This is a genomic window from Gracilibacillus sp. D59 (assembly GCF_052246695.1).
GTDB lineage: Bacteria > Bacillota > Bacilli > Bacillales > Amphibacillaceae > Gracilibacillus.
The window spans coordinates 1-16,203 of record NZ_JBQQCK010000018.1 but is presented as its reverse complement, the minus strand read 5'-3'; the positions used below and the strand labels follow the sequence as shown (position 1 = coordinate 16,203).

Annotated in this window: 15 protein-coding genes, 1 pseudogene and 1 riboswitch; of the genes and pseudogenes, 4 read left to right on the top strand and 12 right to left on the bottom strand. The window is 34.5% G+C overall.

Annotated features, from left to right (window positions below; translation table 11 throughout):
• The first annotated feature begins 51 nt into the window (after positions 1-51).
• Complete coding sequence (gene rpsT / locus ACTWP4_RS21120) at positions 52-318, top strand: 30S ribosomal protein S20 (protein WP_443130763.1); 267 nt, start codon at positions 52-54, stop codon at positions 316-318.
• A 150-nt stretch (positions 319-468) separates the two neighbouring features.
• Here rpsT and holA read toward each other — a convergent pair whose 3' ends face one another.
• On the bottom strand, positions 469-1,506 hold the full coding sequence (gene holA / locus ACTWP4_RS21115; RefSeq protein WP_443130762.1) for a DNA polymerase III subunit delta: 1,038 nt from the start codon (positions 1,504-1,506) through the stop codon (positions 469-471).
• Between the two features lie 422 nt (positions 1,507-1,928).
• Between holA and ACTWP4_RS21110 the strand changes: the two genes are divergently transcribed.
• Complete coding sequence (locus tag ACTWP4_RS21110) at positions 1,929-2,063, top strand: YqzM family protein (protein WP_443130761.1); 135 nt, start codon at positions 1,929-1,931, stop codon at positions 2,061-2,063.
• Positions 2,064-2,114: 51 nt separating this feature from the next.
• On the opposite strand, the gene ACTWP4_RS21105 is transcribed toward ACTWP4_RS21110, so the two are convergent.
• The 3 genes and pseudogenes from ACTWP4_RS21105 to ACTWP4_RS21095 all read right to left on the bottom strand — a co-directional run bounded on the left by ACTWP4_RS21105 (position 2,115) and on the right by ACTWP4_RS21095 (position 5,528).
• Positions 2,115-4,388 carry a DNA internalization-related competence protein ComEC/Rec2 gene (locus ACTWP4_RS21105; protein WP_443130760.1) on the bottom strand — a complete coding sequence of 758 codons (2,274 nt, stop codon included), beginning with the start codon at positions 4,386-4,388 and terminating at the stop codon, positions 2,115-2,117.
• Positions 4,389-4,426: 38 nt separating this feature from the next.
• Positions 4,427-4,873: pseudogene (locus ACTWP4_RS21100) on the bottom strand (ComE operon protein 2); the annotation flags it as partial.
• A gap of 67 nt (positions 4,874-4,940) precedes the next feature.
• A complete protein-coding gene (locus ACTWP4_RS21095) occupies positions 4,941-5,528 on the bottom strand; it encodes a helix-hairpin-helix domain-containing protein (protein WP_443130759.1) in 588 nt (195 codons plus the stop codon).
• Between the two features lie 77 nt (positions 5,529-5,605).
• On the opposite strand from ACTWP4_RS21095, the gene comER reads away from it, so the two are divergent.
• Positions 5,606-6,427 carry a late competence protein ComER gene (comER, locus tag ACTWP4_RS21090; protein WP_443130758.1) on the top strand — a complete coding sequence of 274 codons (822 nt, stop codon included), beginning with the start codon at positions 5,606-5,608 and terminating at the stop codon, positions 6,425-6,427.
• Positions 6,428-6,688: 261 nt separating this feature from the next.
• On the opposite strand, the gene ACTWP4_RS21085 is transcribed toward comER, so the two are convergent.
• The 4 genes from ACTWP4_RS21085 to ku form a co-directional block, all read right to left on the bottom strand.
• A complete protein-coding gene (locus ACTWP4_RS21085; protein ID WP_443130757.1) occupies positions 6,689-8,233 on the bottom strand; it encodes a diguanylate cyclase in 1,545 nt (514 codons plus the stop codon).
• Positions 8,234-8,575: 342 nt separating this feature from the next.
• Positions 8,576-8,755, bottom strand: coding sequence for an H-type small acid-soluble spore protein (locus tag ACTWP4_RS21080; RefSeq protein WP_443130756.1), 180 nt, complete (start codon positions 8,753-8,755; stop codon positions 8,576-8,578).
• 64 nt (positions 8,756-8,819) lie between these two features.
• Positions 8,820-9,011 carry a hypothetical protein gene (locus tag ACTWP4_RS21075; RefSeq protein WP_443130755.1) on the bottom strand — a complete coding sequence of 64 codons (192 nt, stop codon included), beginning with the start codon at positions 9,009-9,011 and terminating at the stop codon, positions 8,820-8,822.
• A 524-nt stretch (positions 9,012-9,535) separates the two neighbouring features.
• Positions 9,536-10,384, bottom strand: coding sequence for a non-homologous end joining protein Ku (gene ku, locus ACTWP4_RS21070; protein ID WP_443130754.1), 849 nt, complete (start codon positions 10,382-10,384; stop codon positions 9,536-9,538).
• A gap of 103 nt (positions 10,385-10,487) precedes the next feature.
• On the opposite strand from ku, the gene ligD reads away from it, so the two are divergent.
• Positions 10,488-12,221, top strand: coding sequence for a DNA ligase D (gene ligD, locus ACTWP4_RS21065; RefSeq protein WP_443130753.1), 1,734 nt, complete (start codon positions 10,488-10,490; stop codon positions 12,219-12,221).
• Between the two features lie 55 nt (positions 12,222-12,276).
• Here ligD and ACTWP4_RS21060 read toward each other — a convergent pair whose 3' ends face one another.
• The 4 genes from ACTWP4_RS21060 to ACTWP4_RS21045 form a co-directional block, all read right to left on the bottom strand.
• Positions 12,277-12,936 (bottom strand): CPBP family intramembrane glutamic endopeptidase, encoded by a 660-nt coding sequence (locus ACTWP4_RS21060; protein WP_443130752.1) that lies wholly within the window; start codon positions 12,934-12,936, stop codon positions 12,277-12,279.
• Entirely contained in the window at positions 12,933-13,763 is an 831-nt protein-coding gene (locus tag ACTWP4_RS21055; protein ID WP_443130751.1) for a metallophosphoesterase, read from the bottom strand. The genes ACTWP4_RS21060 and ACTWP4_RS21055 overlap by 4 nt, the downstream gene beginning before the upstream one ends.
• A 247-nt stretch (positions 13,764-14,010) precedes the next feature.
• A complete protein-coding gene (locus tag ACTWP4_RS21050) occupies positions 14,011-15,117 on the bottom strand; it encodes a 5-methyltetrahydropteroyltriglutamate--homocysteine S-methyltransferase (protein ID WP_443130750.1) in 1,107 nt (368 codons plus the stop codon).
• Between the two features lie 102 nt (positions 15,118-15,219).
• Positions 15,220-15,308: riboswitch (SAM riboswitch) on the bottom strand.
• A gap of 798 nt (positions 15,309-16,106) precedes the next feature.
• Positions 16,107-16,203, bottom strand: a 97-nt coding sequence (locus tag ACTWP4_RS21045; RefSeq protein ID WP_443128304.1) for an IS3 family transposase, incomplete at its 5' end; no start/stop codon positions are given.

Sequence of the window (16,203 nt, the reverse complement as noted above, 5' to 3'; positions counted from 1 at the left end):
TCATTTGACCTAACTTAAGATAGGGTAAGAAGCAAGATGGAGGTGAAGACATTGGCAAATATTAAATCAGCAATTAAACGTGTTCGTGTGAATGAAGATCACCGTCAACAAAATCAAACCGTAAAAGCAGATATGCGTTCACATATTAAGAAAGTGGAAGCATTAGTAGCAAACAATGATGTTGAAAATGCAAAAACTGCATTAGAAACTGCAGTGAAAAAAATTGACAAAGCCGTACAAAAAGGACTTATTCACCAAAACAAAGGTAACCGTCAAAAATCTCGCTTAGCACAGAAAGTAAACGGACTAAGCGCATAATAAAAAACCACAACAGACAAAGCTGTTGTGGTTTTTATTATCAGAACTCTTCGAAATTATATTCTATGGATTTCTTCTTACTAGGGTTGTCTCACTCAATATGACTTTTCACTGGTTCGCAGTTTATCTTTTTTAAATAAGATCATTCCACTAAGACACTATCTTCCGTTTGGAAATCAATCGATATAGTAACAACTCGAAGGCGAGTGACTTATCCATTCGGCCGGATTTTATTTGAGCATCTGTTTCGGTTAAAAGATCAATCGCTTCTTTTAATTCTTTAACTTGAAACTTATTTTGACGCTGAATCGACAACTTAGCAACATATGGGTGAATCTTTAACTGACTAGCCATTTGTTGTTGTGTGTACCCTTTTTGCTTCAATAACTTCACATGTAGCAATGTCCTGAATTGTGATGCCACAAGCGCTATCAAAGCTATCGGATCCTCATTCATTTTTTCTAAATCTTTGGTGATATCCATTGCTTTCGCCAAATCATTTGCCATAATAGCATCCATTAATTTTAACGCCGAACTATTTTCCTGACTAGATAATAATAGTTCTGCATCTTCCAGTCTAATTTCATTTCCTTCACCCACATATAATGCAAGCTTTTCCATTTCAGAATGAATAATCATTAAATTTGTTCCGATTTCGTTAATAAAATATGTCATTACTTCTTCCGAAATGCTTACTCCATGTTCTTTGGCAATTGTACCGATCACTTCTTGCATATTCCATTCCTTTAATGGTTCACATGCAACTGTTTTTGCCGCCTTTTTCAGTTGTTTGACTACTTTTTTTCGTTCATCGACTTTTTCGTAAGGAGCTATCATCACTAAAACAGAATATGGAGCAGGATTTTGTATGTAATCAATTAGCACTTGTGGCTGATGCTCGATTTCCGTTTTCACTGTTTTTGCCCTTAAAAAATCTGCATTTGTAGCAATAATAATCTTTCTTTCCCCAAGGAAAGGAAATGTTTCTGCATCCGTAACTACTTCCTGTATCGGCATTTCTTCCAAATCATATATAGACAAATTGGTATCTTGTTCATCCTGGGCCATACCATTAGAAATTAATGACTGTTTTAAGGCTTCAATCATATATGTCTCAGTACCATAAAAATAATATACGGGTTCAATTTTCCCCTTCTTCATTTCTTCAATACAAGCTAAATAACTCATTTACTCATCCCCAAATATGTATCATTTTTCTTAAAATAATGTCTCAATCATGATAAAAAGTTGAAAAAAAACTGAATATGTTTTATTGTATAATAAGATTTAACTGATGAAAAGATGTCAGACTGTAAATACCTATATAATACATAAGAATAAAAAAGAGGGAGGAGTAATCATCCTTCCCTCTGCAATCTATATCAACGCAACTTCATTAGCCCTAGGCATCTAATCAAGCTGCGATATTTTCTTATATATAGATTGACCTGATACCCCGAAATATATAGGTGTTAACTCTTGCTAAGTAAGGGAATCCTGAGATATGGATGAAAAAATTTAAGTAATTACAACGGGTAATCGTTGATATTACTTACAATCAGAAGTATTGAAATTTATTTCAACTCAATATTTTAAGGAGGTAATAAGCAATGAATGAATTTGAAAAAGAAGTTCAGTCGAAACGACACGACATTTTTGATGCTGGTTTTGGTTTTGTATTCTCGTTTTTATTCTTTATGATTATTTTCTTTATTGGTGTTATTTTCGATGCAATTGGTTCATAAATAGGGAACGAGGCTAATGATTTAGTCTCGTTTTTTATTTTCTACTGTATGTTATGGTAAAAAAGGAAAAACTGTTCCTCTTTCTTCCGTGAATTTATAAATTATCGCACCATGCTGATCTGTTCTCATTACTTTTACTTTATTTCTTTCCAAATTTTCCAATACTTCTTTATGTGGATGACCATAGCTATTGTTTTCACCTACCGATATCAAGGCTAAATTTGCTTCAATCGCTTTCAAAAAAGATATAGAAGTTGATGTATTACTACCATGATGGGCAACTTTTAACACATCTGCTTTTAGCGTTGGATTCTTTTTTATAATTTCTGCTTCTCCTACTTCTCCTAAATCCCCTGTGAATAACCATGTATCTTCCCCAAATGTACTACTAATGACAAGAGAGTTTTCATTTTTATCAAATTGATTCCGCTCCGGATAATAGACGTCAAATGTTTGCTGTTGAAGCTCAAACGTATCTCCTGCCTTTACAGTGAAAAATTGTGCTTCAGTATCTAAGTTCTTGTATTGTTGAATTAATTCCGTATCAAAATAAGGACTTGTGATCACATAATCGACCTGATAATCAGCTAAAATATATGGTACACTGCCTACGTGATCATGATCAGCATGCGACAATATGATTGCATCTATTTTATTAATACCTTTAAATTTCATAAATGGATCAATTACCTGATCAAAGGTTTCAGATGATGCATCAGAAAAGTCTTCTGCCATTTTCCCAGCGGCATCAAATATAAATACTCCTTTTCTGTAGGGTAATTCAACAATAATAGCGTCTCCCTGACCAATATCCAGTACCGTAATATATCCATTAGGATCAAAATAAGGCTTTAAACTAGTCAGTACTAGTATACTAACTAATAACACTCCGAATTGAAGGGCTTTTCGCAATTGTTTTTTTTCAAAATAATAAAAAAATAACCATAGTACAATATAAAAAGGTAGAAAAAAATAAATAGGAAATTCGCCGGTCATCCATGGAGTTTGTAACATATGATCAATTGCTGATAAAGCCGATAATACTGCCCTATGGAGATGCACAAAAATGATATCTAATATTGGTAAGATGGAAGGTATTAATGAAGCAAGTAATATTAAAAATAAAAACGGCAACACAAATACTGTAAAATATGGAATCACAATCAGATTTAGAAATACAGATAATGGTTGAAACTGATAAAAGTGATAAAGCTGAATAGGCAATATAACAAGCATACTTATTAGAGAAATTCTAAGTAGTACCCATATATAACCAACATCATCGTCCAACATTTTCCTTGATAAAATTATTCCAAATGTAACAATGAAACTAAATTGGAAAGCAATCGAATAAATTACGAATTTATCCAATATCACTAGAATGATAAAAACTAAACTTAACATATCAGTTGTAGCTAGACGAATAGGTGACTTAGAAAGTACTATTATGATGATCGCTAACAGACTTGCTCGCCAGACAGACGGTGCTCCACCTGCCATTGCTGGATAGATAAACAATAAACACACTATTAAAATTTGAATTTTTTCGATAGTAATTCGACATATACATAATAATATAAAGTAGACAATTGCCAGAATTAACCCTACATGTAAACCTGAGATAGCTAGTAAATGGGTGAGATTCCAATTTTGAAATAAGGTTATGACATCATCTTCTAAGTGATCCCGATCCCCAAATAGCAACGCAGAAAACCAGGCATATGTAAAAATACTCACATTATTTTCAATATGATCTAATACTTGATTCCGTACGTCATATATCTTTTGCCAAGACGATTGGCCTTCACATTTGCTTTGATCCAACGATTCGATAACAAATTGTTTTTCAATGCCTTGTGAAGCTAAATAGTTCTTATAATCAAATTGTCCAGGATTACGAGCAGTGGGGATTTTTTGAAATGTTCCATATAATGTACATGAAGCGCCGGTGAGAAATGAGGATAACTTGTCTGAATTATCTTCAGATTCAGTAAAATAATACACTTCGATAAGCTGATGAGCAGAAGATCGAAAATTAAAGCGTAAAAATTGACTTTTTTGTTCTACTAAGGATGAAATATTCCCTTGAATTTTAGTATTGGAGGTTTCTATTGTATCATCATGCGGATTTAAGGAAGGTATTTGATAAAAAGAAAATAGCCCAAATACGATGAGCGAGGTAATAAGCAATTTAGGAAATCGAAGCAAGTAAATCAAATAAACAGTAATCATTCCTAAAATAACCACAAACCATTTCACACTAACATCTTTCATCACAAAACAGATCACATATAATAATACAAACCAATGTAATCGCTGATACAAGCAATCATCACCTCCCTCTCCTAAACTTACTATTATGGTTTCAATGAAATATAATGCTGATCTAATTCCACTTTTTCAACATGGACACCAACTTCCTCAAACAATTCCACTGCATATGGATGATTTTTATAATCTTCTGCATAATAAACCGTTTTAATTCCACTTTGAATTATTGCTTTACAACAATTCAAACAAGGGAAATGTGTAACATAAATCTCTGCATTTTCTGTTGAAGCACCAAATTTTGCGCATTGTAAAAGAGCATTCATTTCTGCATGAATAGTACGCACACAATGACCGTCAATTACATAACATCCTTCATCAATGCAATGAACACTACCAGAAACACTTCCATTATACCCTCCAGCAATAATACGCTTGTCCCTTACAATTGTTGCACCTACCATTAAACGCTGACAAGTGCTTCGCAGAGCTAACAGATGACTTTGGGCCATAAAATATTGATGCCAGGAAATTCTTTCCATTTAAAACACCCTTTCTTTTTACTCATATATAGAAGTGTACCGATCTGGCGGGAAAGCGTCAATAACATTATGGAATTCTGATATATTCTTTCATTCTCTCTACTGTTTTATCACCTATTCCTGATACTTTAGTTAAATCCTCCAGCTTTTCATACGGCCCATTGGTTTCTCTGTATTCAATGATAGCATTTGCTTTAACTTCCCCAATCCCTGGTATGGCTTGCATTTCTTCAGCAGATGCTATATTAACCTTTACTTTTGGATCTTCATCTTGCACCCCCTGCACCACATTTGTTTTTTCTGGAGTCTCCCCTTTCGCAGGTACATATATTACCATTTCATCATATACTCTTTCAGCTAAATTAATCGATTGTTTATTTGCTTCCTTAGTAAAACCTCCAGCTAACTGGATCGCATCCTCAACTCGGTCATTTTCCGTAACTGGATAAACCCCTGGACTTTTAATTTCACCTTTAATATCGATCTTATATTCAGTCGGAACTTTTTCCTTATCATCTGGAAGCTCAAGATTATTTTCTTCGACTATTTGATTAGCTACCTCTTTTTTTTCTGTTATTGAAGGGTCAATGATTAACCAGATAATGATGGCTGCAACTACTAATACTATATACCAATTTTTTAATATCCAAGACATGATTATCATTCCTTTATCATAGAATAGTAAAGTTGTTCATAGGATAGTCTTAGAAACTATCCAGGAGGCGAGATGAAATGAAATGGGGTTTAATTGGGACCGGTAATATGGGAGCAGTTTTAGTAACTGCCTTTCTTGAATCGAACGTAATTGATCAGGAAAGTCTTTATATCACTAATCGCACAGCAGAAAAAGCATATGCAATCCAACAAAACTATCCACATATTCACGTAAAAGAAAATATATTTGAGTTAATTGAAAATGTCGATACGATTTTTTTATGCGTAAAACCAGTAGAAATGATAGATGTATTAAGAGAAATCAAACCATTATTGGATGAAAAACAATTATTAGTATCGATAACAAGTGCAATGTCAGTAGAAGAAATTGAATCACTTGTCGATTGCCAGGTAGCTCGAATGGTTCCGAGTATTACAAATTATGCTCTGGCAGGTGTCACACTATTAACGTTCGGTAATAGAGTAGACTCTTTCAGAAAAGAATTACTTATCAAAAGGTGTCATTACTTTTCAGAGCCAGTGGAAATCGAGGAAAACATCATGAGAATTGCATCAGATATTGTGTCTTGTGGACCTGCCTTTTTTTCGTTTTTAGCAGAAAATTATATCAAGGATGCTGTCAAACAGACAGAAATCACAGCAGAACAAGCGACTCAATTGATGGAAAAAATGTTTATTGGGTATGGAAAACTGTTATCCGAAGATCATTTCACCTTGAATGAATTGATTGAAAAAGTTTGTGTCAAAGGTGGAATAACTGGAGTTGGCATTGCTTCACTTGAGGAAAATATGAATGGAATATTTAAAGAGTTGATTAACCAAACGCATCATAAATTTAAAGAAGATAAAGAAATGATCGCAAATAAATTAAATAATTGATATTGACTGGGCACCGATTGAACTTAATCGGTGCCCGAAAATATTACCCGGGAAACCGCAAATTACGACTTCTTCGTGTCGTAAAAAGTAATATTTCATGACCATAAGATAAGTTAAGTAATAATTTTGTCTTATTTTTGCTCATCGACTATTTTTCTGAAGTTTAACTTTTATATGATAATGTATGTTATCAGACACTTACTTCATCATATAATGCCCATTTCATAATTTTTACTATATCTGTCATTGATAAATGCTGCCTTAAGCATTAATCATTTCCACTCGGTCCCTTCCAGCTCTTTTCGCCTGGTAAAGTGCTTTATCTGCTTCTTTATAAATTTTTTCAAAGCTAATTGGTTCGTCAGTAGTGCTTAATCCAATACTTACAGTAATTTTTTCTTGTTGCTCACCATTTACAAATATAGAATGTTCAGTTAGTTTTTGTTGAAAGCGGTTTGCTTGTTCACCTGCCTGGACAGCATCCTTATGTAACAATACGCCAAACTCTTCTCCACCAATTCTTCCAACAATACTACAATATTTCGTTGGCATAAAAAATTCAGTTAAAGCAATAGCAAATTCCTTTAGCACCTGATCACCAATGATATGGCCGTACTGATCATTAAATTGCTTAAAATGATCAATGTCCATTAATAAAAAGGAAACAGGAAATTCTTTAGATTCCATCATAGTATTATACTTTTCAATGAAAGAATGTCGATTACATATACTGGTCAGTGAATCATAATGAGCCAATGTATACAAACGATTTTCTATTAATTTTTTTTCCGTAATATCCGTTAATACTACAAGCATTATGTCACGTCCGTAATATCCAATTGGCACGATGTTAACCTGTAGATAAAGTTCTTCATCCAACTCTACCTTCCATTCAAAAGATATCGATAAATGTTGATAAATCCCTTCCAAAATCCTTTTATTAGTAAATAATTGATCCACTTTCTGTCCCACCATTAAATTCTCCTGTTGACGGGGCATCCATCTTTTCAGCAGCCTATAACCAGCCTGATTAATTTCTAGAAGTGTATATTTTGGGCCGAATAATATAATCCCTTCATCCAGTGATTCTAAAATTTTATTACGGGACACAGGCCAAATCGAATTAAAATCATAACGTTTGAAAATAAAAATTAGTAGGACACTCATCAATGAAAATGCTAAAGCGACTTGCCCAGGAATTTTCACAGACAAAAAAGGTAATACGCATAAAGATACTAATGGAAGTAAAATAGCAACCGAGGATAAAAGATGACTAGTTCTAAGATGTGATGGCAAATCGTGCATATTTCTTATAAAAGTAAAAACCGCTAGCAGAGTAAGAAATAGCAAATAAGAAATAAAAATAATTCCTATTGGTGTTGGCTTTATGATGATTTCGCTTAAACCCCAGACGGTATGTGTTGTTACACTTGATCTCATCCAATGGTGAATCGGATTAGTTAATAATAAAATAATGCCAGTTACTGCCGGAACACTTAAATAAGTCATATACATTATATTCTTTTCAGCATTTGGCTCAGCTATTTCTCTAGCAAACCCAAAGAGAAAAACTGGACATAAAAATAATGCAATTTGCTGGATATTCCTTAACCATTGCATTGCATCTAAATCATCGATGTATAACTCAAAGGCAGTAGAAATCATAAATAAACTTGAAAAGATTAAACTAACAGATAAAAATATTCGCACAAGATTGTTTGGCTTTTTTAAAAGTACAATTGATAGAAACAAAATAAAAAAAGCCATTATTAATAGATAGAGTGGATAAGGTTCAAACCATTGCATTACGCATCCCCCGAGTAGAAAATAACCTTTTGAATTCAAACTAACTAGACACTAATATAGACACAAATAAACGGGATAAATTTTCACTAGTGCAAAATTTTGCTCGTTATACTATATAATATTCGATATGAATCGGCTAATTCCTGCAATATAATTATAAAATATAAATTATTTTATAATTATATTAACTCGTAAGGAAACAACACCTCATTACATTAAGTTATTCTAATAAATGAGGTGTTGTTTTTATTATAGCAAAATAAGTATAAATGAAGATGTCTAATCTTCGTCGTGTATACGTGTGAAAGACATACGTATTAAAGGAGAGCCACTAAGCTTTTCTTAATGCTCCTGTAATTGTTCTACAGTCACCATATATTTTTGTTCGGGATTTTCGATCGGGTGGACGGTGCAATGTCCTGTACCTTGATCGACATGCTCTATATATACGTTATTCCCATTGTACGTAACATTACGCATATCAGGTGAATCCAAAATTTCTTGAGCGCGCTGTGCATCCATTTTTAAATCCTCCTTACCTATTTATTGAGGATAGTATTCTATGTTTAACGTTAAATTATGTACTTTATTGTGTGGAATTATTTTCTTGATTATTGTTATTTTTCTTAATGAACACGCTCATGATCACGATCATAGTTACTCCTACAGCTAAACCTCCAAGCATACCTAACCAAAAATTTTTAAATACGATTCCGAAAACAATGCCTAAAATAATCGAGTAAATGATCTCCATTATAATCATTCGTTTCATACTCATAATTATTTCTCCTTTATTAAATATCTTATTTCTATGATATCATGTATTCATATTTACCAACAGAATGAGGCCCTTCCCATAACTCGAAAAAAATAAATGTGGTGAAAGAAATACAAATATGTATTTTTAAAACGAAAAAACCAGACGATGCTTCGCTAGTTATTTGATTCGAATTAGATATGGGAATTCTCAGAGCAAGACTTTCTTCCTTTCTTTTCCATATGGAGCGCTAGAATAACCGCTTCGGATAATGCGACACTCCTGCGGAACAGCAACTGAAGACACCGCAAGAAGCTTTTGGGCTTCTGAGGAGGCTGACGCATAGAAAACACAAAGAAAGCGACCTTTGGTTGAGTAGATGTTGCACTTGGGTGAAAGAGAGTATTTTTTCCACGGCGACGATCAAGCACTCATCAATAAAAAATGGAAGAAGCAAAATATAAAAGTAAAAACTTCGCAGTTTATGAATTCAGTGCCATTTTATCTTTATTTTAATGTAAGAAAACCCGGACTTTGTCCGGGTTTTAGTTTGCCTTTGCTTTTTGTGAAGCTGTTTTTTTGGTTGTTTTCTTCCGCTTCGTTGTCGTTTTCTTTTTCCCTTTTTGCGTTTTGTTTAATGATTTTTCGAGAGCTTCCATCAGGTCTGTAACATTGTCTTTTTTTGCAGGTTCTTTTGCTGTGGAAATCTCTTCACCATTTTTCTTCTGTTCAATTAGTTCTATTAATGCCGTTCGATACTCATCATGATACTTTTCAGGTTCAAATTCTGTCGATAATTGATCAATTAATAACTTAGCGGTCTCCAATTCTTTTTCAACGATATTTGACTCCTCTGGAACATTAGGCACTTCTTGAAAGTCCCGGACTTCATCAGGATAATAGATCGTCTCCATCACTAGCGTATTTTGATAAATCCGGACTACTGCTAAGTGTTCCTTAGAACGGATTGTTATTTTTGCCAAACCTATTTTCCCAGTTTCTTCGAGAGCTTTACGTAATAATCCATATGCTTTAGACCCACCATCATTTGGGGACAAATAATAACTGCGATCAAAATAGATTGGATCAATCTCTTCTAATTTCACAAAATCAACAATGTCGACCGCCTTATCCTCTTTTTCTTCCTTTAACGCTTCTAAATCCTCATCTTCCAGTATAACAAATTTATTTTTCGTATATTCAAACCCTTTCACAATATCATCTTGTTCTACCTCTTTTTCACAGACAGGACATACTTTTTCATATTTCACAGGGGATTGACATTCCTTATGCAAATTTCTGAGCTTAATATCCTTGTTTTCCGTTGCTGAATGAAGTTTGACTGGTATGTTAACAAGACCGAAACTAATGGTTCCTTTCCACATCGTATGCATATTTATCACCTCTTTTATCGGTAGTTTTTCTTTTTATGACATAATCATGCAATAGTTTGACAAAAATATTGCTAACTAATGATCGATAAAAGGAGTCTATGCTATGTGGAAACCGATGCTGCCGACACTTATTAACGAAGCACCCTCAGGTAAGGAGTGGATCTATCAAGTGAAATACGATGGATTTCGCTGTGGTTTACAATGGACCGATGAAGAAGTCAACTTATGGAGTCGAAACGGCCATAATCTAAACAGTTCATTTCCTGAAATTATTTTATGGTGTCAACAACACATCTCTACATTCCAAGCATACCTACCATTATTTTTTGATGGTGAATTAATCATTTCGATCACAGACTATCGCACGGATTTTGAGCAAATACAAACACGGTCCAGGTTAAAAAAGAATATAAAAATATATAGTCAAAAGCGTCCTGCTACTTTTGTAGCCTTTGATATATTAGAATCTGCAAATCAAAATGTACGAAAGAAAAGCTTTTCGAAACGAGATCAGTTGTTATCCTCTATTCTGGACAGTGTAACGGGAAGGATTCGAAAGGCTCCTACCTTTGAAAATCTGGCAGCTATTCACGAAGTCGTCGATGTACATCAAGCAGAAGGAGTGGTTGCCAAACAAAAGAAAGCTGTTTATACAGATGGAAAACGCAGCAAAACGTGGCTAAAAATAAAAAATTTCCGGACTATCCCAAGTATCGTTACCAATTGGAATACCGAAAATGATTATTTTACATTGCAATATTTTCAGGACGAAACACTCTATGTTCTTGGAAAATGTAAAAATGGTTTGGAACAACAAGAAAAAGTAACGTTAACAACTTTTTTTAAACGCTATGGTCAGAAGGTAAACGGAACAACTTGGAAAATCGATCCTTCTATTTGTATGGATATCAATTGTCTGAATGCTAAAGATCAAGAACTTCGCGAACCAGTTTTTCATCAATTTCGTTTTGATATCGAACCGACAGATTGTAATCAAAATACTGTTGATCAGGGATTGGCACAATTCCCAGCAACGGTTAACCTGTCCCGATTAGAAAAAGAATTATTTCCTGCTGTCACCAAATTGGATTACTTGTGTTACCTAAGATGGATCGCACCTCTTATGTTACCAGGACTAAGAGATCGCAGGCTGACATTAATCCGTTATCCGGATGGCATTCATGAGCACTCGTTTTATCAAAAACACTTACCAGATTATGCGCCATCTTTTATTCAAACCATCCCAGGTGATGATGAAGAAATGGATATAGTCTGTCAGGATCTGCAAAGCTTAATCTGGTTTGGAAATCATGGTGGTTTAGAATTTCATGTTCCATTTAATAAAATGAATAAATCGGATCCCGAAGAAATTGTCTTTGATCTTGATCCACCATCGTTGAATCAGTTTCCTATTGCTGTGCAAGCTGCTCGTTTAATTAAAGAAATGATGGAGCATCAAGGCTTTACACCTTTCGTCAAAACATCAGGAAGAACTGGTTTGCAAATTCATATACCAATTAATAATATGACCTACAATGAAACGAGAACATTGATGGAAGCGACTGCAAAAGTATTAGTTGACTCTAACCCGGATCTTTTTACAATTGAGCGCTTAAAGAAAAATCGTGGTAACCGTCTTTATATAGATTATGTACAGCACGCAGCAGGAAAGACGATCATTGCTCCTTATTCTACAAGAGCAACAAAAGAAGCAACTGTCGCTACACCATTATATTGGAATGAAGTAAATGAAACATTAGACCCTAGGAAATTTACGATTCAAACTGTACCAGCACGAATTAAGGAAAAAGGATGTCCGTTTAACTTAATGATTTAACTTTAATTCAAATTTTCTGCGGTTATTATTACCTTTGCTTGATTACAACTTTACTTTAAATGACTCCGAATAACATCATCCCAATCAAGTTGATAGAAATATTTGCACTGATGTGAACAAGCCAGGAAGGCAAGATACTGTCTGCCTTTTCATCCAGTTTATTAAATAGCAGGCCGGCAACAAATAAGCTAAATAGGATGAGGACAAATAAGTAAATAGAAAACCAATCTGTCATCATCGCAACATGATAAAGAGCAAAAACCCCCGCACTAAACAGATATGCTATTCGTCTAGTGGTCATTTTTAACAATGCTAAAAATGCAAAGCCACGAAAGAAAAATTCCTCTAGCAACGAATTAACGAGTGCAATATAGATCGCAACAAAAAGGAAGTTACTTTTATTAACTGCCATATTGTCCTTCAACATAACGGTCACATTGGAAAAGTCAAAGAAACCACCGATGATCCAATACGCCGATAAAATAATAATAGCCACACCACTTGCGAGAATAATCGGTAGTTGCATGTATTTCATTTTAAAGGAAAATATGTCTTTAAACGATAAATGGGCAACAAACCGAATATATAGATAAGGGACTAACAAGTAAAGTAACAATTTACAAATTGATTTAACCAGATAATTAGGAGCAATGTATAGTTCAATTGCTGCCATCGAGATACATGCAAGCACGACGAACAACATTAATCGCTTCATTTATCAACACCCTTTACTGTAATCAGCGTCATCTGACTTTGATTAAACATTCTCACATCAATCACACTCGTACCCAATCCACTATCAATGTATAACTGTTGACGTTCTTTCAATTCAAATAACCCTTTATCAAATTTCGGGAAAAAACCTTGTCCAGGAGCGGCAATAGCACCGATTAATGGAAAACGTATTTGTCCTCCATGAGTATGACCGCTTAATATTAAATCAATCGGATCTGGATAAGAAGTACGAGATAGATCGGGTGCATGAGATAACAGAAATGTAACATAATCCTTGTTCAGCCCTTCCATAGCATGGTCGAGATTGTCATGTTCAGTGGAAGGATCTCCTACACCGATCAATTGGAAAGGAATCTCGCCAATTTCCATGAAACGGTTTTGATTATCGATTATTTCAATTCCCTTAGCAGTAAGTCCTTGAAAAAAAGATTCTTGCAACGGATTTTCCCATTCATGGTTTCCAGATACAAAGTAGACACTGTTATTAATCGCTGTTAATTTTTCCACAAATTCAAAAGTATTTTTTAAATCATCCGTTTTTCTGTCAATTAAGTCTCCTGTAATAACAATGACATCAGCATCTAATTGTTCGATCTCATGCAACAGTTGCTCATTATGATTTCCAAATTGTTTATTATGTAAATCAGTTAATTGCAAAACAGTAAAAGACTGATTTGTTCCCAGCTTTGATGTCGTTATAGTAAGTTCTTCAACCTTAAAAAAATTCGTATCGTAATATGCTTTTGCAATTAAGCCTGAAACAACCAAAAACAAAAAAATCATTAAATACATACGGATTCGCCTCATCTTACTACCTCTTTTTTATGGTTATTGTACCATCATTTTAACACAGCTGTATAAAAATGTAATCGTTAGGAAAAGCCATTATATCATAGTAAAAAGCCATCAGCACTAAGGCCAATGGCTTCTTACTTTATTCTTTCTGATTCCTTTTTGATTCTAATTTTTATAATTGTTTACTCTCAAAATCTCGTCTACAGATATCGAACGAAAAAGAAATTAAACTAGATAAAGTAGAATATGCTGTATCTCATTAACCCCAAATTTCTTTTGTGATTTGGACGATATATTGAAGTTTGTTCCATTGGTCTTGTTCGGTTAATTTATTTCCATGATGGGTAGATGCAAAACCACATTGTGGGCTTAGGCATAGTTGTTCAAGTGGTACGTATTTTGATGCTTCTTCCACTCGTGCTTTAATTTGTTCTTTGTCTTCTAGTTCACCATTTTTTGATGTTATTAATCCAAGAACAACACGTGCTCCGTTATTTGGGATATGTTCCAATGGCTTGAATCCGCCAGAACGATCATCATCATATTCTAAGAAAAAGCCATCCACTTTTTCCTTTGCAAAAAGGGTTGGAGCAATTAAATCATAGCTTCCTTCAAAGGCCCAATTCGAACGATAGTTTCCTCGGCATAAATGAGTAGTGACAACAAGATCACTTGGTTTATCTTCTAAGACTCCATTAACTACTCTTAATGCAAGATCAATTAAAAACTCGCGTGAAAAATCACCATCGTTAAACGGAATATCAGGTGAAGACAATCCTGCAATATAGACATCATCAAACTGTAAATAACGCACACCTGCATCATAAAAGGCTTTAACCGCATCACGATATGCTTGGATTACGTCTTCAGCAAAGTCCTCAATATCCGGGTAAATGCTAACATCACGAATTCCTTCATTGAATAACTGATTAGGACTTGGAATAGTTTGCTTGGCTACCGCACGACCATCTACAAATGCATTAAATTCTTTAAAGTCCTGGATAAATGGATGATTGGGATTAAATGAAATTTTACCATTGTTTCGAATATTATATCGTTCTGTTTCTTCATTCCCATTAAAAATATAACCTACTTCTGGTACGTATCCTTCAACTCCATTTAAATGTTCTAAGAAGTCTGTGTGCCAGAAACGACGGCGGAATTCGCCGTCTGATACGAGGTCCAATCCTACTTCAATCTGCTTGTCAACAATGCGAGCAATTTCTTTATTTTCCACTTCACGTAATTGATCTCTTGTGATATTACCTTCCTGATAATCCTTTCTCGCCTTCAATAAATTATCCGGGCGTAATAAACTACCTACATGATCTGCTCTAAATGGTGCTGTTACTGTTTTTGTTGTCATACTACCTCTCCTTATAATGAAAATAATTTTTGGTTAGCATATCTTACCCAGTAAAAAAAGACCTTCTAAGAAGAAGGCCTTTACCATGAACGAAAGTCAATCCTCTTATCTATTGGAATTAGCACCGTGTCAAAAATGACTGGTTGCTGAGACATCATAAGGCCAAATCCCTCCGTCTCTCTGGATAAGAATATATGCAATTTTTACCATGTTTTAATCATACACCAACCAATTGGAAAATACAACCCTATTTTTGGAAGAGTTTAGGTTGACCTATGAGGCAAGCTGGGAATTACAGCAAAAATCTATAATAAGTTTTTCACCATGGCCCCCAAACATCAGATGACCACCTAATCACCTAATACTTTCACCTCTGTTTTATAGGCTGCTTTCTCAGCAAAATTGTACCCAGTACAACTATTCTCCCTATGCGCATTTCTACTGTGTAACCTAAGAAAAACTGAGCAAAACCCGCCCAGCCTTAACTTTATGCTAAGTAAATACGTGGCGATTGCTATTAGTAGCCATTTTGAAATATAACAACAGAATGACCACCACTCCGGCTGCCCATTCCCCTTTCCGTGGGGTTTGCCCTTCAGCTAACTTTTTCGAGCAAAAACCGCTCAAAAAAGTGGATCTTCAGGGCAAACGAGTCCCACAGGAGTTGAAGTGGGCAGCCGAAACGGTTTCCTTGCACACAATAACATTTATAATAAATAACATCACTAGTCAACGATATCTTTATTAAGTACACATTTTTAAACGTTAATAGGATACCAAAACGCTGTGATATCAATGTTTATATACTTTCCTACCTTATAAAAGAAGAGATGTCTGTGACTAAGTAGTTCTGATACTGTGGAGAAAATGTTAAATAACAGTTAAATTATCACACTAAATCGCAGTCACTTTAGCAACATCAATAACAGTACAAAAAGCATACAAAAACGCTTGGGGATGGTGGTTACCCCCAAAAGTTAGAGTTTTTATTATGCAGCTAATTGGCTGGACTGAGTTCGGTATTCGACTGGACTCAATCCAGTCAATTTTGATTTTGAACGTTCATTGTTATACCAGTAGATATAT